This window comes from Clostridium sp. BJN0013, assembly GCF_040939125.1.
Lineage (GTDB): Bacteria > Bacillota > Clostridia > Clostridiales > Clostridiaceae > Clostridium_B.
The window spans coordinates 1,287,391-1,309,797 of record NZ_CP162495.1 but is presented as its reverse complement, the minus strand read 5'-3'; the positions used below and the strand labels follow the sequence as shown (position 1 = coordinate 1,309,797).

27 protein-coding genes, 1 pseudogene and 1 riboswitch are annotated in these 22,407 nt (G+C 30.2%); of the genes and pseudogenes, 5 read left to right on the top strand and 23 right to left on the bottom strand.

Annotation, left to right across the window (positions count from 1 at the left end):
- Nucleotides 1-166: 166 nt before the first annotated feature.
- Nucleotides 167-2,395 (bottom strand): ATP-binding protein, encoded by a 2,229-nt coding sequence (locus AB3K27_RS06790; RefSeq protein WP_368490475.1) that lies wholly within the window; start codon nucleotides 2,393-2,395, stop codon nucleotides 167-169.
- A gap of 263 nt (nucleotides 2,396-2,658) precedes the next feature.
- On the opposite strand from AB3K27_RS06790, the gene AB3K27_RS06785 reads away from it, so the two are divergent.
- The gene (locus AB3K27_RS06785; RefSeq protein ID WP_368488380.1) at nucleotides 2,659-3,930 is read left to right on the top strand and encodes an IS110 family transposase; all 1,272 of its coding nucleotides are present in this window, start codon (nucleotides 2,659-2,661) and stop codon (nucleotides 3,928-3,930) included.
- 3 nt (nucleotides 3,931-3,933) lie between these two features.
- Here the strand turns inward: AB3K27_RS06785 and AB3K27_RS06780 are convergent, their stop codons facing one another.
- A complete protein-coding gene (locus AB3K27_RS06780; RefSeq protein ID WP_368490474.1) occupies nucleotides 3,934-4,869 on the bottom strand; it encodes a metallophosphoesterase in 936 nt (311 codons plus the stop codon).
- A 297-nt stretch (nucleotides 4,870-5,166) separates the two neighbouring features.
- Here AB3K27_RS06780 and AB3K27_RS06775 point away from each other — a divergent pair, with 297 nt between their 5' ends.
- On the top strand, nucleotides 5,167-5,337 hold the full coding sequence (locus AB3K27_RS06775) for a hypothetical protein (protein WP_368490473.1): 171 nt from the start codon (nucleotides 5,167-5,169) through the stop codon (nucleotides 5,335-5,337).
- A gap of 96 nt (nucleotides 5,338-5,433) precedes the next feature.
- Here AB3K27_RS06775 and AB3K27_RS06770 read toward each other — a convergent pair whose 3' ends face one another.
- The 3 genes from AB3K27_RS06770 to AB3K27_RS06760 form a co-directional block, all read right to left on the bottom strand.
- Nucleotides 5,434-7,314 (bottom strand): MutS family DNA mismatch repair protein, encoded by a 1,881-nt coding sequence (locus AB3K27_RS06770; protein ID WP_368490472.1) that lies wholly within the window; start codon nucleotides 7,312-7,314, stop codon nucleotides 5,434-5,436.
- A gap of 240 nt (nucleotides 7,315-7,554) precedes the next feature.
- The gene (locus AB3K27_RS06765; protein ID WP_368490471.1) at nucleotides 7,555-7,824 is read right to left on the bottom strand and encodes a hypothetical protein; all 270 of its coding nucleotides are present in this window, start codon (nucleotides 7,822-7,824) and stop codon (nucleotides 7,555-7,557) included.
- Nucleotides 7,814-8,083 carry an AbrB/MazE/SpoVT family DNA-binding domain-containing protein gene (locus AB3K27_RS06760; RefSeq protein ID WP_368490470.1) on the bottom strand — a complete coding sequence of 90 codons (270 nt, stop codon included), beginning with the start codon at nucleotides 8,081-8,083 and terminating at the stop codon, nucleotides 7,814-7,816. Before AB3K27_RS06760 ends, AB3K27_RS06765 begins: the two co-directional genes overlap by 11 nt.
- A 100-nt stretch (nucleotides 8,084-8,183) precedes the next feature.
- Between AB3K27_RS06760 and AB3K27_RS06755 the strand changes: the two genes are divergently transcribed.
- Together AB3K27_RS06755 and AB3K27_RS06750 are read left to right on the top strand one after the other, a co-directional pair.
- Nucleotides 8,184-8,642: a PadR family transcriptional regulator gene (locus tag AB3K27_RS06755; RefSeq protein WP_368490469.1), complete on the top strand. Its 459-nt coding sequence runs from the start codon at nucleotides 8,184-8,186 to the stop codon at nucleotides 8,640-8,642.
- Complete coding sequence (locus AB3K27_RS06750) at nucleotides 8,636-8,899, top strand: MFS transporter (protein ID WP_368490468.1); 264 nt, start codon at nucleotides 8,636-8,638, stop codon at nucleotides 8,897-8,899. Before AB3K27_RS06755 ends, AB3K27_RS06750 begins: the two co-directional genes overlap by 7 nt.
- Here the strand turns inward: AB3K27_RS06750 and AB3K27_RS06745 are convergent.
- Nucleotides 8,873-9,736, bottom strand: a pseudogene (locus tag AB3K27_RS06745) (IS256 family transposase); the annotation flags it as partial. The gene AB3K27_RS06750 and the pseudogene AB3K27_RS06745 sit on opposite strands and share 27 nt — an antisense overlap.
- A gap of 108 nt (nucleotides 9,737-9,844) precedes the next feature.
- On the opposite strand from AB3K27_RS06745, the gene AB3K27_RS06740 reads away from it, so the two are divergent.
- Nucleotides 9,845-10,621 carry an MFS transporter gene (locus AB3K27_RS06740; protein ID WP_368491195.1) on the top strand — a complete coding sequence of 259 codons (777 nt, stop codon included), beginning with the start codon at nucleotides 9,845-9,847 and terminating at the stop codon, nucleotides 10,619-10,621.
- A 96-nt stretch (nucleotides 10,622-10,717) separates the two neighbouring features.
- Here the strand turns inward: AB3K27_RS06740 and AB3K27_RS06735 are convergent, their stop codons facing one another.
- From AB3K27_RS06735 to AB3K27_RS06655, 17 genes are all read right to left on the bottom strand, one after another.
- Complete coding sequence (locus tag AB3K27_RS06735; protein ID WP_368490467.1) at nucleotides 10,718-10,840, bottom strand: hypothetical protein; 123 nt, start codon at nucleotides 10,838-10,840, stop codon at nucleotides 10,718-10,720.
- 193 nt (nucleotides 10,841-11,033) lie between these two features.
- Nucleotides 11,034-11,531 carry an SMI1/KNR4 family protein gene (locus AB3K27_RS06730; RefSeq protein ID WP_368490466.1) on the bottom strand — a complete coding sequence of 166 codons (498 nt, stop codon included), beginning with the start codon at nucleotides 11,529-11,531 and terminating at the stop codon, nucleotides 11,034-11,036.
- 19 nt (nucleotides 11,532-11,550) lie between these two features.
- Nucleotides 11,551-11,868 (bottom strand): hypothetical protein, encoded by a 318-nt coding sequence (locus AB3K27_RS06725; RefSeq protein ID WP_368491194.1) that lies wholly within the window; start codon nucleotides 11,866-11,868, stop codon nucleotides 11,551-11,553.
- 333 nt (nucleotides 11,869-12,201) lie between these two features.
- Complete coding sequence (locus tag AB3K27_RS06720) at nucleotides 12,202-12,564, bottom strand: hypothetical protein (RefSeq protein WP_368490465.1); 363 nt, start codon at nucleotides 12,562-12,564, stop codon at nucleotides 12,202-12,204.
- A 15-nt stretch (nucleotides 12,565-12,579) separates the two neighbouring features.
- Nucleotides 12,580-14,103 (bottom strand): HNH endonuclease, encoded by a 1,524-nt coding sequence (locus tag AB3K27_RS06715; RefSeq protein WP_368490464.1) that lies wholly within the window; start codon nucleotides 14,101-14,103, stop codon nucleotides 12,580-12,582.
- Nucleotides 14,104-14,161: 58 nt separating this feature from the next.
- Complete coding sequence (locus AB3K27_RS06710; protein ID WP_368490463.1) at nucleotides 14,162-14,461, bottom strand: hypothetical protein; 300 nt, start codon at nucleotides 14,459-14,461, stop codon at nucleotides 14,162-14,164.
- Nucleotides 14,462-15,091, bottom strand: a complete 630-nt coding sequence (locus AB3K27_RS06705; protein ID WP_368490462.1) for a DUF5081 family protein — start codon at nucleotides 15,089-15,091, stop codon at nucleotides 14,462-14,464.
- Nucleotides 15,092-15,106: 15 nt separating this feature from the next.
- Complete coding sequence (locus tag AB3K27_RS06700) at nucleotides 15,107-15,397, bottom strand: hypothetical protein (RefSeq protein ID WP_368490461.1); 291 nt, start codon at nucleotides 15,395-15,397, stop codon at nucleotides 15,107-15,109.
- A gap of 31 nt (nucleotides 15,398-15,428) precedes the next feature.
- A complete protein-coding gene (locus AB3K27_RS06695; RefSeq protein ID WP_368490459.1) occupies nucleotides 15,429-15,734 on the bottom strand; it encodes a hypothetical protein in 306 nt (101 codons plus the stop codon).
- 156 nt (nucleotides 15,735-15,890) lie between these two features.
- The gene (locus AB3K27_RS06690; protein WP_368490457.1) at nucleotides 15,891-16,076 is read right to left on the bottom strand and encodes a hypothetical protein; all 186 of its coding nucleotides are present in this window, start codon (nucleotides 16,074-16,076) and stop codon (nucleotides 15,891-15,893) included.
- A 150-nt stretch (nucleotides 16,077-16,226) separates the two neighbouring features.
- A riboswitch (cyclic di-GMP riboswitch) is annotated at nucleotides 16,227-16,311 on the bottom strand.
- A gap of 256 nt (nucleotides 16,312-16,567) precedes the next feature.
- Nucleotides 16,568-17,200: an ATP-binding cassette domain-containing protein gene (locus tag AB3K27_RS06685; RefSeq protein ID WP_368490456.1), complete on the bottom strand. Its 633-nt coding sequence runs from the start codon at nucleotides 17,198-17,200 to the stop codon at nucleotides 16,568-16,570.
- 85 nt (nucleotides 17,201-17,285) lie between these two features.
- Nucleotides 17,286-18,029 (bottom strand): ABC transporter permease, encoded by a 744-nt coding sequence (locus AB3K27_RS06680; protein ID WP_368490455.1) that lies wholly within the window; start codon nucleotides 18,027-18,029, stop codon nucleotides 17,286-17,288.
- Nucleotides 17,992-18,981: an ABC transporter substrate-binding protein gene (locus AB3K27_RS06675; protein WP_368490454.1), complete on the bottom strand. Its 990-nt coding sequence runs from the start codon at nucleotides 18,979-18,981 to the stop codon at nucleotides 17,992-17,994. Before AB3K27_RS06675 ends, AB3K27_RS06680 begins: the two co-directional genes overlap by 38 nt.
- Before the next feature lie 74 nt (nucleotides 18,982-19,055).
- The gene (locus tag AB3K27_RS06670; RefSeq protein WP_368490453.1) at nucleotides 19,056-19,751 is read right to left on the bottom strand and encodes an SDR family oxidoreductase; all 696 of its coding nucleotides are present in this window, start codon (nucleotides 19,749-19,751) and stop codon (nucleotides 19,056-19,058) included.
- A 12-nt stretch (nucleotides 19,752-19,763) separates the two neighbouring features.
- Nucleotides 19,764-20,777 (bottom strand): radical SAM protein, encoded by a 1,014-nt coding sequence (locus AB3K27_RS06665; RefSeq protein ID WP_368490452.1) that lies wholly within the window; start codon nucleotides 20,775-20,777, stop codon nucleotides 19,764-19,766.
- Nucleotides 20,743-21,609, bottom strand: coding sequence for a hypothetical protein (locus AB3K27_RS06660; protein ID WP_368490451.1), 867 nt, complete (start codon nucleotides 21,607-21,609; stop codon nucleotides 20,743-20,745). The genes AB3K27_RS06665 and AB3K27_RS06660 overlap by 35 nt, the downstream gene beginning before the upstream one ends.
- A 92-nt stretch (nucleotides 21,610-21,701) precedes the next feature.
- Nucleotides 21,702-22,289 carry a protein kinase gene (locus tag AB3K27_RS06655; protein WP_368490450.1) on the bottom strand — a complete coding sequence of 196 codons (588 nt, stop codon included), beginning with the start codon at nucleotides 22,287-22,289 and terminating at the stop codon, nucleotides 21,702-21,704.
- Between the last annotated feature and the right edge of the window lie 118 nt (nucleotides 22,290-22,407).

Here is a 22,407-nt window from a genome sequence, read left to right as displayed (position 1 = left end):
CTTTAGTATTTCCTTAGGCTGGAAACCTGCTATTTATCACCTTAGCCATAATTAACCTCCTCACCAAATTTTATATAATCATTATATTTATATATTACGATATTACAATATAAAGATCAATAGTTTTTTTATTTTCTTCTTCAATATCCACAATTTCTAAACAAGTTTAATACTTTAAATTCAATAATTTTTTATAAACACTGGAGTTCTCATCTCCACATAAACAGATAGCATACTGGATAATTTCTTGTACACATGATTTAGGAACACTAATTGAATTTTCCCTGCTGTAATTTAAAAAACATGTCAACTGATTGTATATCACTTCAGCAATTTTAGTTCCAATAGGATTTTTATGGTTAATATCCCTAATCATATCAGAAAAACCTTTCAACTTTTCCCTGGAAACATCAATTTGTATCCAGTTTGTAGGAAAATTCATAAATATGCTATTATACATAATACCATTATCATCTCCATCATGGTTAAATTCATTATGAAATAATGTATCTAGAGATGTCTGCTCTACTCGAATTCCTGCATTTAATATTATTTCACCATAATTATAATCCACATTATCCAAATTAGCTTTTATTAATAATCCATATTCATATTTATTGATAAAATCTTCTGAAAGTACTTCCTTCTTCCAATGGATATTTAACACATCGCCATTTTCTTTAAAGGGAACAAAAAACTGAAAAGTTTCAATCGTATTATTTTTTCTAATACAATGAGCCGGTATTTCAATGAGTTCTTCTTTTTCTTCATCTCTACAGTTTATAATAATATCGTATTTAACATCTAACATAACTTTTTTTATATAATCTATTATATTATCTACATGCATTTCCTTATTTAAATATAATTTTATTTCTGTACCAACATCTACATTTTCCTCGCCTTCAATAAAAAAGCATCCATCGTAATTAGGTATATAAAGTTTTAAGCCTTCACTACCGTTGAAAAAGTATTTGGTTCTTACTTCTATTTCCCTGCATACCATAAATGAAGACAAAAAACCTATTCCAAAATTACTAATAGGTTCATAACTAATATTTAAATTTCTATACTCATCACCTGAATAGTAACTTCTTCCAATATTAGTAAAATATCTTTCGATTTTATATCTGTCCATGCCTGTTCCACTGTCTTTAATTTTAAAATATAGTCCATCATTTTTATCTTTTCCAAATTCAATATGAATTGATTTTATAAAATTACTTTCCTCCTTAGCTTCTCTAACCGCTATGGCATCTATGGAATTTTGGATTAGTTCTCTTGCAAATACCTCCTTGGAAGAATATATATTACCTCCTGTTAATAAAGGCAGCAGAGTTGGTATATAGGCCTCAAAATTACAATTATCAAGTGTATTCTTAAAATTATTCTTATCTATTTTAGGAATTAAATAATACATTTTAAACCCTATTGATTTAAAGCAATCTTGAAACTTATCTAGTATTAAATCAAATTCTTTAACAAATAAAACGGCAATTTTATATACTGTAGCCTCATTGCACAAGAACTTTACATAGGCACTTCTCCTATCAGCATTGGATTCAATAGTTATTCTTGGTGCAGGAACATTTGCATGAAACTTATTTTCTTTCATTTTAATATTTACCTTATATTTGATATTTTCGTTATAAAAGTCATCTGCATATTCTGTGAATACCAAATACAAATCCGAAAAAAATATACCAATCATACTAAAAGCTAAATACTGTTTAGTAATTTTATTCATATTTTTATTTAGCAATTGATTACACTTATCCGCTAAACTTTTTAAACTTTTTATTTTAAACAAAGAGTGAAAATCTTCATCACTGATATGAAAATGGGGACATGATAAAAAATTATCGAATATTTCTTTCAATATTGATGATGCATACTCTAAATATTGTGTATCCTTTTCTATAATACTTTTATAGTTTAATGTTCTACAACTAACAGAATATAATAAAAACAGAATATTCCTATAATCCCTATCTAAATATTTATAAACATCACAAAATCCAGTTATTGATTCACTGATCCAGTTGATTATTTCCCCACAGGTTTTATAAATTTTAAATAGTTTTTCAAGAGATGTCATATATAACATATACGCATCATAATTTGTAAATTTTAATATCTCTAAAAGTTTAACCACTCTACCTGAAATATTCTTCGAAGGAATCTGCTTTTTAGAAATAGGCTCTAGTGATTCTCCATTGTAAATAAATTTATGTTGAATTAATTTGATATCCTCTCTCTGCTTATAAAAATCAATTACGCTAAAGGTATGCCTATCCCTTTTATCTGTACCAACAGAACCTCCTGCAAATACATCAATAATACTTTCTGTTGTTTCATAATAACATTCATTCCTTTCGCTGTGCTCAAGGCACAAAAATTAATGAAAGAGTGATTAAAATTACCAATTACTGTGAATAATATAGACAAGTATACAGGTGTACTACAGAGCACGGCGGGGTGAGTGTGATTGCACTTCACTGTAATCCGTATAATAACATGTGCCGATTACTCTTTTAAGTACAAATAAGTGTGCCCTAGGGCACGTAAGTTAATCTTTGTTTAAACAAAGACCGTTTAAAAGTATGAGTATTCAGTCAACACCTGTGTACTTTATTTTTTTATTTGTAGGTGATATAAATGTTAAAAATCGTTTATTCTATTTGTTGCGGTATTGATGTTCACAAAAAATTTGTAGTTGCAACTGTAACATCAACCAATGAGAATAACATCACTACCTATGCAACCAAACAATTCAGTACTTACTCAAAGAATCTTTTCCATTTAAAAGAGTGGTTATCTGAGCATAACTGTAAAGAAGTTTGTATGGAAAGCACCGGAAAGTACTGGATACCTATCTATAACATACTTGAAGATTCCTGTAATATTACTCTGGCTAACCCAAAGTACGTTAAAAACATTCCCGGCAAAAAAACTGATAAAAAAGATTCTCTATGGCTTGCAGACTTACATAAGCATGGATTAGTTAAAGGAAGTTTTATTCCTCCAAAGGCCATAAGAGAACTACGAGACCTTATGCGCTATCGCTTTAAACTTACAAATTTCCGTTCAAGTGAGAAAAACAGATTCCAAAATTCATTAACAGTTTCAAATATCATGATTTCAAGCGTAGTATCAGATACCTTTGGTAAATCATCATCAGCTATAATTAAATATGCCATGGAGCATCCTGATAAATTAGATATAGACTATACTCAATTTCTACACAAGAGTATGTTATCTAAGGCTGACGAAATTAAGATTGCTATGCAAGGAAGCATCTCTAAAAATCAAACAGCAAAGATGTCTGTATGCTTGAATCATTATGATTATATTAACAATTGTATTTCTCAACTTGATACTGCCATTTCATTAATTTCAAGTGAATTTAAGTCACAAATTGAGCTTATTGCTTCTGCCCCTGGGATAACTACACAATCTGCTACAACTATAATTTCTGAAATTGGAGTGGATATGTCAGTCTTTCCAGATGCTAAACATCTGTGTTCTTGGGCAGGTCTTACACCACAAAATAATGAAAGTGCTGGCAAAAAGAAAAGTGTTCGTATAAGCCGTGCCGGAGCTTATTTAAAGCCAATACTTATTCAGTGTGCTAATGCAGCAATAAAAAACAAGTCCTGCCCATACTTTAAATATCGTTATGAAAGTATAAAGAAAAGACGTGGGCACAAAAGAGCAATTATTGCTATAGCAAGAATGCTTTTAACCTGTATTTATAATATGCTTTTAAAAAATGAAGCCTTTGATAATTCTATTTATGAAAAATATCTAAAAAGAGAAAACACTTCTCGACATTTTCAACCTGATATAGATAGAATTATTTTATTTCTTCAAGCTCAAGGCTTTGAAGTAACAAAAGTAAGTCAAGAGATATCACCGAAAATAAGTTGATTTTTAATTATAAATAATATAAGTCTCTTTTTTTGACCTCATTTTAATAGGTCTTTTTGTCATGTTCAAAAACACCTGAATTTCTTTCAAGTTATCATCTGTAATAAATGGACGCTCTAAATCGAAATGTTTGTGTCCATGTAAAACAGTTTTTACATTCATATATTTTAAATGTTGAATAAAAGCAGTATAATTTCTAACCAGACTTGAATCTCCGTACTTTTGTGCTACTTCCGGGAAAAGATAAAAATGATGATGAAGCATGGCAACTATATTGTACCCATTTAATTTTCTAATCTGTCTCTCAATATCTGCTATCTGTGCCATAGATACTTTTCCATAATCATCATATTCGTTTGCCACTTCACCTTCCAACAACTCAATTAACTGTTTTTTATCAATTCCTTGCTTTTTTAATGTTTCTGCCTTAATATTTTTATCTATCATATTCAGATATGTTTTGTCAAAAATTTTCTTCTTCTCAATCTGACAGGAATTAAATCCAATAAAAACTATTTTTTCTTCATAATAGGGCCTTAACACCGAATAATTTTTTATATTATAATACTTGGGTATATTAATATAAAATCCTTTCAGGAAACCATTATATTTACTCCATCTTAATTCATAATCATCTACTCTAATTAAATCATGATTACCGGGTATAAATATAAAATCATCTTTTGTTAATTTATATTCATCTTGATTGAGATTGATTTGCTCTAGCAAGATGTCAAAAAAAACTACAGCTTCATTAATTAATTTTTCATTAACCTGCACTTGCCCATCAAAAATATCCCCTGTTACAACTACACTCCTAACAGTACATAATCCATTATGGGTTATGTCATAAACAATTTTATATGCTATTTCTTCAGATTTGATATAGGTTTTTCCTATATGAATATCTGATAAATGCAGCACCCTAAAAGCTGACATTTTAATCCTTCCTCCCCATCAAGTGATTCTTAGGTTCAGATGGAGTTTTCTATAAAAAAATGCCTATCTCCATCTGAACCTTAGAAGAACTTATCCAGGGGCGTAACATTGCTTATCCTCCACTTTGAAGAAGATGGAGTATTAGCTAATTGCCGCCTTCGGATAAATTATGACTAATGACCTGTAGTTAACTTTTTTAGGATTGGTATTTATAATGTAAATGTAGCATAAGCATACTCTATTTAAAGCATAATAATGTAAAATAAATGTTAAAATATTTTTACAGGAGGAAATTGTATGGATAACAATAAAAACAGAATGAAAGATAGACCTAAGTCTAATGCTGAAAAAAGGAAAATGTGTTCTGAAGCAGGTGCCGAAATAGGTATTGAACACGGTAAAAAAATAGGCTCTCATGCAAATGGAAAAAAATACACAAAAAGATCAAAATTATCTCATAATAAATAAAGATCAATTTAAAAAACTTATAAACTCAAGTGCTAAAAAGGAATGTACCTAGGTTTGTATAAAACAAATCAAGGTACATCCATTTCCCTAAAAGATTTACTCATCCTCATTAATTTCTTCTATTTTAATCCCAGCTAATTTCATTAAATATACAGCATTTCTTGTAGATGATATTCCATCTTTCAATTTATAATCAAAATAAATTTTATTCTTCCTATAATATTCAGAAAAATGATAGTTTTTAATTTTTGAGTCTTTATGCTTTGCCATTTCACCTAACTCTAAATCATGGGTGGATATAACCCCCAAATTTCCTGTTCTGCTTAATTGATTTACTAAAGTTATAGCTCCAATATGCCTATCTCTTGAGTTAGTTCCTTTAAAAATTTCATCTAATAAAAACAATACTTTTTTCCCTTCTTTTGAAGCCTCAACAATATTTTTAATTTTTAATATTTCTGCATAAAAAGAAGATATACTTTGTTCCAAATTGTCATTTATTCTCATACAACTATACATCTCCATAATAGTACAGTAAAATTGCTCTGCACACACGGGAGCTCCAGCATAAGCTAATACAATATTAATTTCTATAGTTCTCATAAATGTGCTCTTTCCAGACATATTAGAGCCTGTTATGAGCATAACTGGATAAGTTTCTTCGAGCTTTAAATTATTACATACCCGTTTTTCTCCTAAAAGAGGATGTCCCATATTTTTCGCTATAATCTTTGATGGTCCATCTATAATTTTAGGCATACTCCAATTAGGATTATCATATTTGATAACTGCAATGCTACATAGGGCTTCTAATTCTGCTATTATATTAATCCACTTTTCAAAGTTATTTCCTGATTGTATCTTCCATTTTTCAATAGAAATAGTCCAGTGATATTCTATCATAAGAATAGGATTCAAAATGAAATATAACATATTACGTCTATTGGCTATAGATTCACAAATTTTAGAAAAAACATCTATCTGTTTAGATGCATTTTGACCATTATTATAAAGTTCTTTACATAAATTTATAATATACTTTGATTTAAACTTATGTTTTTCTATATGTGTAAGCATATTTTTATATGCTTTTATGCTACAATTGTGTTTCTCAGCAATAGTTAAATTTTTCATTCTATCTTCTTTTTTTACCCTTAAAATAATACATTGAACCAAAATCAAAAAAATAGGAATATAATAAGGAATTATATAAAATACTCTTGGTGCACTCTTGTAAGTACCAAAGAAAACAGATAATACATAATAAAGTATTTTGACCAGTAATGTTAAACTGGTTATTGTAGTTATCACTGACAAAATTCTTAAAGCCCAAGTTACTTGATTTTTTAATATATAATTACTTCTTTGTTTTATCCATAAAAAAAGCTCTTGGGGATTTTGTTTGTCATTGCAAATTACTTTTCCTTCTGCTTCAAACCTCTGCCTGAAATATATTTTCTGTCCAAGTTCTATAACCGCAGATTGTCTATCATATATATTCTGTTTATTTTGAGGTTTTTCTGTCAATATTTGCTTCAATTTTTGTCTTCCAATGTGAGTATGGGCTGTATTTATCCATTGGAATAAGGAACCTTTCCCAAAAACATCAAGATCATATGAATAATTATGATTTTCATCTATAAAATCTTCACCAATATCCTGAAAAGTTTTCCATTCTCCCTCCAATCGTTTTATTGAAGTTTTATTTACTTCGTATAATATATTCAAATAGTTCTTTTTACTTTCTATCTTTTTATGTAAATAAGTTAGATAACAAAACAAAATAATCATGACTAAAACTATAAAATCGAATATAAAATGTCTTTTTAATATATACATTCTTATCAAAATCATAAGTCCTAGTACAAAAATAGCAAATCTTAAATTACTCAAATTACCTATATATTTTTCTTGCTTTTCGAGCAATAGATTATATTTAATTTTTCTCTTTTTATATTCCTTTAGTGCTGATATCATTCCTTACCTCCAGCTAATAACCCTATAAATGGAAAATGAAGTTTATATAAAAACTATTCTAAAAATAATATAAACCACCAATTCATAGTATAAAATTGATTTGCGTAACAATTATACTGGAAAAGGTAATTTATATATGCTCAAAAATATATTACTACACAATTAAAAAATACTAAAAAAGTTGATTTGGAATTTTTTTCTTCTAATATAGACTTATCTTCATCGGCTACAATTTATAAATTAAGGATTATTTAAAGTCCTATCATGTTTACCTATATTTCTTAACAATATGCCACCATCTATATACTGCCACGTTACCCTGATATCCATTGTAATTGTCATCTCAAAAATATTACTAGTACCTTGTATTCTCTTTATTCTTAAAGAAGGATGAAATTCAGCATATGGATGTTCCATAAATCTAGTAAATTGTTTTTTAAATAGTTCTTTAATATTATTAGGCAGTTTTTTATATTCTCTCTTAAATTTATCAGTACGCTTAATTATCAAGATCTTCAAACAACTCCTGGGCAGAATTAAATTTTCTAGTATTGCCGTTATTTATATCTTTATCTGCCTGTTTTTCATCCTGCTGCCATTCTTCACTCCAAAACCATGCCTGCTCTTTTGGAACTATAACTACTGGTTTAATTACAATTTTGTTATCCTCAATATCAATATCTATAGAATCCCCAATTTTTAAATTAAGCTTTTTCATAATTTCCTTTGGAATTGTAACTTGTGATTTTTCTCTTAATTGAGTAATCATGGAATCACCTTCTTAAATTATTATTTTCTTACTTTCTAAATTTATTATATATGTATTTTTATTTATTGTATACAAAAATTTTTTAAACAAATAACTTGCATTGCAAGTTTCTTTAGGACATCATCGAAAAATCAGCTATGGAGTGATTTATCCCCTACTTGAAAAATTAGAGAAGGAAGGTTTTTTAGAAATAACCAATGTAGAATCAGACAAAAAAAATAAGAAAATTGCCACTATTACAGAAAAAGGAAAGAAACGTTTTTTTGAACTAATGAAAATGCCTGTTCCTAAGGGTGCTCACAATGCGGATATATATTTAATAAAGCTTGATGTGATGCAGCATCTTGCTCTAGATGAACAAATACAATTATTAGATCAATTCTATCAGGAACAAAAAGACATCATGGAAGATACACAAAATGCACTTCAAAAATTAGCTGAAAAAGATTCAAAAGATCACTGGTACGCAAGTAAGAAGTTGGAGTTACGACTACAACAAGCCACTGTGGCAATTGAATGGATTGAAAAGCTTAAACATGAATTGAAGAAAGAATGGTGAGCAGCATGACAAAAGAAATAAAAATAGCCTTATTAATGGCTGCTAGTCTCTTTATGGAGATCTTAGATGGAACAATTGTAACCACCGCACTACCTAAAATGGCACAATATTTTCATACAAGTTCGTCAACAATTGCTTTACTGGTCAGTGTGTATTTGATTACAGTGGCCATTTTTATCCCGTTAAGTGGATGGATGGCTAATCGATTTGGAAAAAAGAGAATTGGCCGTATTTACTGCACCATAGACAGCTTTTAAGTCTTTTGCAAATGCCTTTTTATCTTTATATGGTATGTATTTCATACTGCTTCTCAGCTGATGGATTATACATCTCTGGATTTTGGCAAAAGGATATACAGCTCCTATTGCCTCTTTAAATCCATTCAGTCCATCCACACAAAATACAAGCACATTGCAAACTCCCCTATTTTTAAGGTCATTGAGTACTGAAAGCCAGAATTTACTGCTTTCATTTGCACCTATCCATATACCAAGTACTTCTTTTTGTCCATCCATATTTACACCAAGTACCACATAGGCAGCCTTAACTATAATTTGCTTATCTTCCCGCACTTTATAGTGAATTGCATCCATAAATACAAAAGAATAAGTTTTTTCAAGTGGTCTGTTTTGCCATTCTGCAACCACTGGAAGAATTCTATTTGTTATATTGGATACCATTTCTGGAGAAAGATCTACGTCATAAAGATTTTTCACCTGTTCTGATATATCTCTTGTAGTCATTCCTGCTGCATATAGAGCCATGACTTTATTTTCAATGCCAGTCACATTTCTTTTATACTTTGGAATAATTTTAGGCTCATATTCACCGTTTCTATCCCGGGGGATATTAAGCTCAACGGCACCCAACTCGGATTTTATAGTTTTCTTGGAATACCCATTTCTACTATTAGTTGTTTGTTTTTCAGTTACATCATATTTGTCATATCCAAGCTGGGTATCCATTTCTGCTTCCAATGCTTCTTGAAGAACATCTTTAAACATTTCCTTCATGGCAGCCAGGACTTCATCAGGACTTTTAAATTTTTGTTCATTCACATAATTCCTTAAAATTTCTTTAGAAATATTCGACATAAAAAATCACTCCTTCATGTTAATAATTGTAAATTTATCATCTAAAATTATTGCCTTGAAAGAGTGCTTTTTATTCACTTTACACAAAGTTTTTTATAGGCTTAGAGAATTTGGATTATTGCTGTTATCATCTTTACCTTTAGCTCGTTAAGTAATGCATTAGCACCTAATTTTTCTTTCCTTTTGCTAATGAGAATTGTACAAGGAATTTCCGGTGCTTTGATGACACCTACAGCAAGGTTGATTGTATTAGAAAAGACACCGGCTTCACAGTTGTTGAAAATGGTTAGTTATCTTATTTGGCCTGAATTGATAGCACCCACAATAGCACCAGTGGTTGGTGGATTTATTATTACTTACTGGAGCTGGCATTGGATTTTCTTGATTAATATCCCAATAGGTTTAATTATTTTAGGAGTAATACTAGGCTTTATGGTTTTCAAGCACTTGAAAAAAGTAGCCAATCCAATTATTCGTAAACTAGGCTATCGCGGTGCACTATTGTCATCATTTGGAATGGTATTTATCACATCCATTGCTTTAGCATTTATTAAAACCAATACTTTGCCTATTTGGATAATGTTTCTTGCATTAGTCTCAGGTGTAGGACGCTCACTAGCCTTAACTGCTTACAATGGATTGAGTTTTTCTGAAATAGACCCTAAAGATAGAAATAGTGCAAATACTTTAAATGCTGTTGTTTCAACATTAGCTCAAGGTATGGGAATATCACTCATTACAGTGGTTGTAAATTTATTTCAATTTTTCTTTTTAATTAATACTGCCTATGAATTAGGTTTTATCTTTCTTGGTCTATTGATGCTGTTCCCAGTAATTGAAGTACTATTTCTACCTAAAAATATTGGTCATGCAACAATCAGCTAGGGTTACTTACTAAATATAGGAAAACACTGAATAGGTTGCTGCATAGTATTAGTATTTATCAAAAACTACACTTATTTTACTTATTGTTAGTGTCTTCTACCTTGATTTTACCCTTTCTATTTTTATTCTAGCACCAGCCACATCATCTTTACTCCTTTCAATTTCCTTACATGGAAAAAGAGCCAATGCTTCTTCGTGAGAAACATTGACTCTTATCATTGTTATAATATATATTTAGTTTTTATTTTAGTTACAACTCACTGCATTATTGAAATTATGCAGTCTAATTTAATTTTAAATATTTCTTCCTTTTTATAAGAATTATGAAATATATATTTGAGATTCATATTCATATTTTTTGCAGTTACCTTTGGTATAATATTGCATTGAGTAACAGGATTTTTTTAATATTTTATTCCGTTTCGATACCATCATAAGCATCACCCATTGAAGCAAAATCCTCTCTTAACCAATACCATCTTTCACCATTGTTTTCAACTAATCTTTCAACCAAATCAGTAAACGATAATGCAATAACTGCACATTCTCCAACTACCCCATGTCTGTCCCAGTAGCTATCATAGCATTTTCCAATTCTTTCAGGATTCATATCTATTGTCATATAGTCACCATTTCCATCATTAGCAATTATATACCATTCTGATGTAATATCCTCTTCACAAAGTTCTCCTACAATTACCGGGTTTGCTAGAATGAATTCATCTGGAGATACTATATTAGCGATATAGTTTTGATTTTCGAACAATGTAATTCCACCACAAAGTTCATAAAACTCCTTCACATCATCAGGCAAATGGTGTTTTGATTCAACATTTGGTAATCCTTTTGATGGGTATACTATACAATTAGGTAGTTTTTTTATTTTCTCTACTAGTTCTTTAATGTCCATATCTAATCAACTCCTTAAGTTATTTAAGATTATAGATATATCTGTTAAACTCTCTATAATACTCTACTCTTGCCTCCTGAGGAACTTTTGCTGCATCAAACATTCTTTCGCTTAGACCTTGTATCTCCTGAGGAGAAACCTCACTCCAGTTGACTTTTCCACCAACTTTTTTGCCTGTTCTTTCAAACAACCAGTCTCTATATACTGATTTTGTTGCAGCATGTTGCCCTTCTTTACCTGCTGTTAATGCCATTGAAGTTGAATCACTTGCTCTTTCAACATATCCAGGTATATTATTTTTTGCCCATACATCTAATACACCATGATGATTTTCTATTCCAGAAGTTTTATTTCCATATTCAACTATATCAAATGGTTTAACCTCAGCTTTAGTCGCCCTCTTGGGGCAGAGTCTGTCTTATTATTCTTTAGTGAGCGACTTTAGCGTTTTCAACATGTACTACTATTTTATCACTATAAAAAGTAATGAACTAGCCTACTTGTTTTTCAGCTAGTTCATTTTGTCTTCTCTCACTGCATTATTACAATTATGCAGTATTATCTTTTCTGTAATTTATTGATTTTTGTATTATCTCTACGCCATTAATTATTATGAAGCTAGCTTGATGTAAATTATGAAGCGAGATACTACTTGGTACTATAGTTATTTTTACAGCTCTAAAAATGTATCATTCTCGTTATAATAATGAATGGCTTTAAGTAATTCATCATTTGATGCATTTTCTTTTCTATTCAATGCTGAAACCACAACATCTTGCAATAATTCATCTCTAAAAACAAGTTGTAACTCCTTTTCTTCAATAAAGTTAGGTAATTTTTCTTCATAACTTGTATCATCAATTTCTGGATACTCATCTATATAACATTCTGAATCTAACTCTACATTATCTACCTGTGAATATACACACCAATTGTTATCCTGATACAGCTTTTTAGCTCCCTCTTGCAGGTAAATAGTTCTTAATTCATTGATTATTTCATAAAACTTGTATTCTTTATTCTTTGTTAACATTTCTCTTCACCTTTCTTACTTTTTAATATTTCCGTACATATCCAACTTACCTGTTCTCCCAAGCTTTCCTCCTCCCCATATATCTCTTCCTCCATTTCCAGTCGGATGATATATTCCGAAATTGGTACTATGGTCAGTTCTATCAACTAATTTCAAAATACCAGTTTCCTCGGAGTGATGCCAAGTGAACCCTGTTGGACTGTTAGATAAATTAGGGTTATTATCCAACCATGTTTTTAACTCTGGATTTCTCCTAAACATATCTTTTCTAAAACTAGCATCACTATTAAGCCTTTCTATAAGTGACTTGTTAGCTTGTCTGAATTGAACTGAGTCACTAGCATAGTAAAAATCACTTTTTAACTCAAATTGGTGGAATGTATGATACTGTTCTGCACTCCTAGCCTCAGATGTAATAGCAACTTCTGCCTCAGCTTGTGTTACCCCCTCAGATGCCTCTTCTCCCTTACCAACAATCTTTTTAGTTATATTCTTAGTCAGTTTTTCAATTCCACTAGCTCCACCAGCACCATTCATTGCAAATACAGTTCCGTTACTTAATTTGCCTGCTGCCTCTTCTACTTCTGGTGACATTCCTGCTTTTATTCCCTTGTATATCTTTCCTAGTAGACTTCCTGCACCCAGCGTGCCTAGTCCAAACAACTGTTCTCCTGTACTATAGTGCTTTCCTGATACTAAATCCTTTCCTTCAACTATTTCACCTAACATTTTAAGTTCACCAAATACTGGTATGAAATCTGCTGCAATAGATGCTGTTCTTTCACCATTCGTTTCGTAATCAAAGTCTGATGAAGTTACCATTTTTTTTATGTAATCATCACAACTATTTATTTTTTCCTTATCTATTTCCGAATCAAATATAAGCTTACTAATAAAATCTGGCAGGAATTTTGAAGCATTTTCTGAACTATATTTTGGCAAACTTGCATTATAGGCATCTATTTGAGATTTTATCTGTTCATACTCTTGATGCATAGCCATTGATATTCTTCCAAAGCCAAGTAGGTCTTCCAAGCCTATTTTATCCTTGTTAATTCCATCTGATACTTTTGTATTCATATCAAATATCGATGCAGGTCTTTCTCCTTGTATTCCTACATTGTTATCTATTCTTATATCTTGCAGCTTCGAATCTCTTAGCTTTTTTATTATTTTAACCAGATCATTATAGAATACATCATCTACTTCTCTTTGATACTCCCCTATAAATCCATCATTGCTGCTATAACTTACAGTACTCATATTATAATTATATCCACTACTACTATTTTGTCCAGCACCACTAGATACTGCTCCGAAAACCTTATATTTATCCATGTATTCTTCAATATGTTCCATATTATTCTTTATTGATGTATAATCTACATTCCCTAATTCATCATGAGCGTTTATCTCTTCAAATGCTTCCTTGCTAGTTTCCTCTATCTTATCCAGGACTGGAAGCATATCATTTAGCATGGAGTACGCAGCAGTAGTTTTCTTAGATAAAAGATCTGAATCTAAAATATACTTTCTCATTTTTCATTCTCCTCATATCCTTTTCATTTTGCTCTTGACATATTACCAATTTGCTACGCTACACCATATTTGCATCATAACTTTCTGCTTCTTCTTCATCCTGCTTACTTAAATTTTCTAAACAATAATTTACATAATACTCTGCTTGTCCATAAAAATAACTTAATGTATTTAAATCTTTAACAAAATTATCTGACAGTACTTTCTCATCATTCCCAGCTTTTCCTAAATACATTCCTATAAAACTTTCAAATGTTTGTTGATACATTTTGGATGCATCACTTACTAACTCTGATGCTTTACCTATTTTGTTTGCAATATTTTTTAATTCACCACTTACCTTTATGGTATCATCCATTTATTTATTCACCTCAAGTTCAAATATATTTGCAAGTTCTAGCCTTATATCTCTAGGATTTACTTTGATTAACTGTTTATTTAATAAATTATATTTATATACACAATCTTTTTGATAATAAATAGTGCATACTCTAAAATTTTTATTTTCTTCTTTTTGTATGCATAAGATCTGATTTTCTTTTTTATCTTGTATTTCATTTAATATAAAATTATTAGGTTCTATTATTTCTTTTTCGCTATCCTCTACCTTTGTATTATTCCATAAAAATTGATAATTTTTTATTATCTCATACAGCATAAGAGATTTGCTTGTTCTCTCAATAATAAATTGTCCTTTTTCTCTGTTCTTTAAAAATACTAAAAAATCAGTCTTATCTAGTGATATTAATAAATCATTAATCCATACGTGTTTTTTTGCCTTTTTATATTTTTCTAAGTTACTAATAATTCTAAACGATTTTTCATTTAATCCATTATTACTTTGTAGTATCTTTTTCTTAATTAATGATTTTTTTGGTGAATTTTCACCTTTATCATTACTAATCAAAGTTTCAACGGGATTTATACCCAAAATCGGTGTTCCATCTAGTGCCCTATTTAGATAGTATAATTCACTTGCACTAATCATTTTCATTCCTCCATACTACTTCCATAAAGATGGCATTTTACCGCTGTGCATATATTCTTCAGCTTTAGTTTCTAACTTAACCATTATGTCTACATTATCTTTGGCTACACTTAGAAGCATTTCGTGATATTTTTTTAATATTGTCATCAAATCTATTGCTGATTCTTTACTATTCCCTTTCCATACATCTGTATTTAAAATTGATAATACCTCATTAACTGTATCTAAAGACTCTTGTAAAGTTTTATTACCATTCATAAAATTTCCTATGTCATCATGTATACTATTATCTAATCTATAAAGCATCTTTTATCTCCTAACTAAAATAATTATTTTTCTAATTATCACATTCACATGCTTCTTCATATAATCGTCTATACTTGTTATATAATTCATTAGCTTTAGCTCTTTGGTTATCAATAATACTTATATCATCTTCAATTTTACCAAATAGTTGATTAACTTCCTTGCTAAAATCCTCTGATTTATAATTAAAATTATCCATAACTTCCCCTTGAAGATTATAGCTTGCTTCATATACAGTGTTAAAGTCTTTAAAACCTGTCCTACAGCTGTCTAAATATCTATCAAGCTCTTCCTTATATGATGCTAATCTGTCTCTAGCTTTTTCGTATTCAACCATTTTTGTTTTATAATACTCTTTCTCACCCATTATTCCTATCAACCCAATATTATGTAATTTTTAATAATTATATAATACAATAAAATTACATACTTTTGCAACATAATATACGCGTAGCCCCTGACAATCAGCTAGGGTTACTTGCAATTGATAAAATTATTTCCAGTCAAATTCGATTTCATAATAATATTTTTTTGTAATACCTAGTTTATTTCTCCATTTAGCATAGTTTAACGCTTGATTGTACATCGCGTCCTTAGTTTCTTCATCAAATTTAAATGTTTTTATTGTATCAATGTACATTCTAGTTTTAGTTTGTCTTTTTATAACCTCCCAATACATTTAACATGCCTCCTAAGTATTTTCTTTACTATTCTCCTCATTTCTCAAATTTTACTTTTTTCTACTAATGTATTTTCATTTTAAATATAGACTAATTACATATATGGGTTAACTTTGTATAGAATTTAACGCAAAAAAACCAATCTTCATTGTAGATTGGGTCGGTTGCACCATTAACTCATCATGATCCAGGTGCCCTAACTATAGAGCATGTCTCATTGTTTCCCATTATATAATTTTATATTTAAAATATCATATTATTTTTAAAAATACTGTCGTATTCTGTTGTTATACTAAATTTTAATAACTTTTTAACATTTATTCACGTATATATACCTGTTCTAAAATCTTATTGATTTTGGAGCAAATACATTCATGAATAACACGCGTGGATAAGTTGTCTAAGGTTCAGCTGGAAATAAACATTTCTCCATATCAAACTCCATCTGAACCTCTGAATGACTTCATTAAAACCAATATCTTTCCTTTAATTACAGAAAATAAACCTCATCACCCATAGTTTCAGCCTCAATCTTGTCATGGGTTACCAATATAACAGTTCTACCTGTTTCCCTCTGGTGAATTAAAAATTTTTTTATTATGCTGCTTTTCAATCTGTCATCCATGCCCTTAAAAGGCTCATCCATTAAAATCAAGCTGCTTTTATAAGCAACAGCCCTTGCCAGTGCAACTCTTCTCTTCATTCCTCCACTTAGTTTACCTGGAAGCTTATCTTTATACTCCAATAGTTCCACCATATCTAAAAATTTATTTACAGATATGTCAACTTCCATTTTATTCATAGTGGATTTTAGTACGAATGCAGCATTTTCATACACTGTGAGATGGGGAATAAGTCTGTCTTCCTGAAACACGTAGGATATGCTGTCATTTTTCAATATAACTTCCCCGCTGTAATTTGTTTCAATGCCGCTTATAATATTTAAGAGAGTAGTTTTTCCACAGCCTGATGGTCCCAGAATAGCTGTAATTTTGCCTTTTATAAAGTTTATACTTAAATCAGAAAAAATAGAAACTCCATCATAGGATTTATTCAAATTTTTAATTATTACCTCATAATTGTGTTCATGCTCCACTACCATATTTCTGTCACCTTTACCCATAAATTATTTTGCCCCAAGGCATCTTCATAAGATCCAGCTTTCAGTACCATAATTGTGAACCGCGCATTGTGCATTACTTTAAGATCTACTTTTGTAAATAATATTTAAACACCTTCTCAAACATAAAGCTTAAAATAACTACCACAATAGTCCAGGCAAATAACTCTGCTGTCTCCAAAGTGGTTTTGGCGCTTAAAAGATTCAACCCTATGGAGTATCTTGGAATGCTTAACACCTCTGAAGCCACTGAAACCTTCCATCCAATTCCCATACACATAAGTATTCCTGATACAATATAATTTTTTATGGAGGGCAAATATATATCTTTAAGCACATATTTTCTTTTTACTTTAAACACATTTGCCATTTGTATAAGACTTTTATCTATGCTTTTTATTCCCTGAAGCACATTGGTATATACTATTGGAAAACATATAAGTATAGCTGTAAAAATCACTACATTAGATGAGTTAAACCACACCAGTGCTATAATAATTATGGATATGACAGGAGTTGCCTTTACAGTGACTATAAGAGGTTCCAAAAGTTCTTCCACAAATTTGTTAAGTCCTGCTGTTAACCCAAGTACAATGCCTATAAGCACAGACAGCAAAATTCCAATTATCACCCTTATTACGCTGCTTAAGACACTTTTCCAGAAATAAAATTTACCCATAAGCAATACAAGAGATTTTAATACTTGAAAGGGAGAGGGCAAGAGAAGTTCCTCATTTATAAAAACAGAACATACATGCCAAATTAATATCCAAAATATTAATATACCTATTTTTTTAATTATTTTTGTTTCCGCTGTAATAGAAGTTTTCATCTGGAATTGTTCCTCCAATGGACTTTGGATCATTTTCATTTAACACTTCATAAAATTTTTGAAGATCATCCTTACCTTCTTTAGCACTAATAAATACTATATTACATTTTGGAATTGCCTCTTCTGCTACCTTGGCCTTTGGAATTACACCATATTTTTCTATAAGCTTTGATGCTTCTACTTTATTATTATTTACAAAATCAACAGATTCCTTATATTCCTTTAAAAAAGCATCCACATCATTTGATCTACTATCTATAAAAGATTTTCTAAATATCAAAGTTCCCATTATAAGCTTGCCTTTTCCCTGGGATACCTTGTCCCATTCTTTTGTCAAATCTATAGGTACTTGAAGTTCATTGTCTTTCATTTTAGCGGTGGTTACAAAAGGCTCTGGCAGTACTGCCAGGTTAACCTTTTTAGATGCCACTGCAGCAGCCAGATCACTGTGATTCATCTTGTAATCCACTATTACATCCTTTCCTGCAGTTAATCCATTCTCTTTCAATATATAGTTCAATGCAAATTCAGGGACGGAACCTTTTCCACTGGAATAAATAGTTTTATCTTTTAAATCCTTTATATCCTTTACAGTACTGCCATTTTCCACAATATATAAAATCCCCAGTGTATTTATACCTACCAATTGAATCTGTCCTTTTGTCTTATTGTATAATACAGATGCCAGATTAGAAGGCACAGCAGCAGCATCTAATTGTCCATTTACGATTTTAGATACTATCTCATCCGGGGAATCGTATACAGTAATATCATAGCTATTTTTATTCTCCATAAGCTTTGCCATACCCATGCCGGTAGGCCCCTTTAATGCCGCTATTTTAATTTTAGTGGATTCTTCAGAGCTATCAGTTCCATTGGAACAACCAGTAACAAATAAAACAGAAATGACAAATATCAACATCATTCCAATAATACCTATTTTTCTTTTCATAAAAATACCTCCCTTAGTAGTGTCTAATTAAAATTATACACCATTAATTAAATATTTCATGATTTTTATGGAAGTTATTTTCTTCTTATTCTATGTTTTTGAGGTCTTATGGTAATATCTGTTACAGCTATATTGGAGCCTTGCATCAATATTGATCTTACTGTATCTGCTATAACTTCACTATCTATATAGAAATCAGTGTCACTATCATCTTCACTAAAATTTGCATTTCTATAAAAATTACTCTTTGTCATATCAGGATGAACAGAAAGTACCTTAACTCCGGTTTTTCTGATTTCTGAAAAAAGACTTTCTGAGAAGTGGGTTAACCCTGCCTTTGTAGCAGCATAAGCACAACCATAGGTACTTACATATTTTGCAGTAACTGAAGATATATTTATAATCATGCCCTTGTTTTTCTTTAAATCTCTTAAAAGCACATTGCAAAGCACCATAGGTATCTCCAGATTGGTTGAAACCATCAAGTGTATTTTTTTAGGATTTAATTCTTCATGAGGGCCAAAATATCCCACCCCTGCATTGTTCACCAGTAAACATACCTGGTTTTCTTTTTTAATTTTCTCTATAATTTTTACAAGTGCATTTATATCTGTAATATCGCAAACTTCCTGAATAAAATTGGAATTAAAAAAATCTACTTTAGAAAAATCTCTTCCAAAGCCATATACTTTATAATCCATTTTAAGAAGCCTTTTTGAAATTTCAAACCCTATTCCCGAAGAAGCCCCTGTTACAATTGCAGTTTTCATGATTCACCTTCCCTATGTACAAAATATCTTTTCTTTTTTAACATAATTTCCTACCATATTATACATAAAATCTACCATGGACTTATGATGTTCCTCTGAATAAGTATATATCCCATCTATAGTTTTAAAGGGATACGAGAGTAAAATAGAATTAGGATTAATTTTCTCCATCTTCTTAAAATAATCCTTTGCAATTCTAAATACTCCAATACTTACATCTTCAATATTAGATTCTGAAACAACTTTAAAGGTATCCTCTACACACCTTCTATAATACTCTTTCCATCCAGGCACATAAAGAAGGGGATCAAAGCAAACTCTTACCTTCCATCCCTTGGAAACAGCACATTTTAAACTACTTAATCTGGACTTTAAGCCTGGAGTATTTTTTTCATATTTCTCTATAATCTCCTCTGGAGAAAGAGTCCATGCCAGTATCACATTGGATTTTGGTAATATATCTTCTATACTTTTAAAATTAGAACTTTTAGTTCTAATTTCTATTTTTAAGTGAGGGTAAAGTGAGCTAAATTCTATCCATTTTCTAGTGAATCCAGTTATATTTTCGAAAGCTAAAAGATCTGTATCATAAGATATACAGATATATACTGGATGCTTTTTCAAAAGACACTTGAGTTCATGAAAGATATCATTTAAATTTACAAATATCACTATATTAGCGGAAGTATACATTCCTTGCAGATAACAATATTCACAGTTGTAAACACAATTCATCATGGAAGAGGTATAATAAAAATGATCATTTCCAAAACTCTCACATACTCTGGCTCCCTTATAAATAAGATTTCCCTCTTTACAGGCCAATATAATTTTGGGACTTTTCTTTTGAAGGACAAAATCTTGATTATGCCTTGAGAACACATCTTTGTAGTGATGTATTTTTATTATACTGGAATTTTTAAATTTAGATAATATATATTTGGTATTTTCATTATCCATAGCTTTTCCTTCCACATAAATATGAGAAAAACTACATAGATTCCAGCTGCCATACAAGTCTTTCAAAATACATCTTCCTTTCAACTTTAGTTTTGCAGTAAATTTGAGTAAAGGGTTCAAGAGCCAATATCAAATTATCATTTCTAAGTTTATACCCTTTGGCCAATCTTTTAAGCTTATGCTGCATAGAAACAGACAAATTTAAATTGCTTGCTATTTCATTTATGTAATCCATATCCTTTTCATCCAATATATCAAAAGGTTTTGCATACTGATTATAAATATCCTTTATCCATGTACATATTTTCTCTGAGCTTCTATGGATTAGCTCTGTAACTTGTAATGCTATTAAGTTATGGCTATTTAAATAATCAGATACTATTTTTAAACAATATATTCTATGGGGAGGAATAAATATAGATACTGCCTGAAAAAAAGCAGCTCCTTCCATATCCACAAAGTCTCCTTTTACATCTCCAGCATCTTTTTCTCTAACTATTTTAGGGAAGCTTTCCAAGTTTCCTTCTTTAAAAGGGTGTTTAAAGATCATATCTGGATAAAAATCCTTATTTGATATATTTTCAGTTATTTTATTGCAAAGTACTGTTGTGCCAATGTCGACGGTTTTGTATTTACTTCCACATATACCTATATTTATAAAAGTATCATAAGCACTAGCTTCAAATTCATCTATAATATGTATACAGGCACAAGCCGTATTTATAGCTCCTCCCTTAGTTATCACAAGGACAACTTCTTCATTTTTGAACACCTGGAATTTATTTATAAGGTTATACTTTTTTAAAGCAAAGCCATCTATAAATGGCTTTGCTTCACAATACAATGCTGTTACTATGAAAACCATATTCTCCTTTTCATCCTCTCCACATAATTTCATTTGTATTATATTTTCTTTAGCAATGTTTCCAGATAATTATACCTCAAATGTGCCCTTATTGGTAAATAAATTAGTTCTCTGTTTTTTACCTGTTACTTTACTCCTCTATATAGATATCTTTTAATTTTAAAACTCCATTCTTTATAAACTTCATTATATTGTTCTTTCACCATTTCTAAAAATTCATCTAATACCCCTAATTTATATAGACCTTTCATAAGGTGTCTTGGATAGTTTCCCCCTCTTGAATAATTATTTCTAGGATCTATAACCTTTATAGAAAAATTATTATCAATATACAAATCCTTACACCGTATATCCAGCTTAGTAAATTCAAGTTTTTTAAATTCCATAATTAATTTGATAATCTCACAGGATATTTCTTTATTTATACCGTTTTTTCTAATATAATAATCAAGTCTTTCTCCTGCTACATAATCTTTTATAATATAGTGAGGTCCATGAGAATATACTCTGGGAAAATATTTACTTTTTTCCGTCTTCTTTAAAAGATCATATTCATTTTTACAAATATTCCTATCCTTAAATATTTTAATCACTTTATTATCTTCCAGTAAATATACTATACCATTATGCCCGCAGCCTAAAAAATCTCCTGATCTTAACATATTTTCGGCTGTTTCATCCAATTGAACATAATACCCATCTCTCCTTGCCATAATCCATACCTTTCCATATTACTACTATTATTATTGTATGAAAGCTTTCATCTTAATTTGATAATATATATAAAATTATTCCTTAAACTAAAAACAAAACTGTAACATTACTTACAGT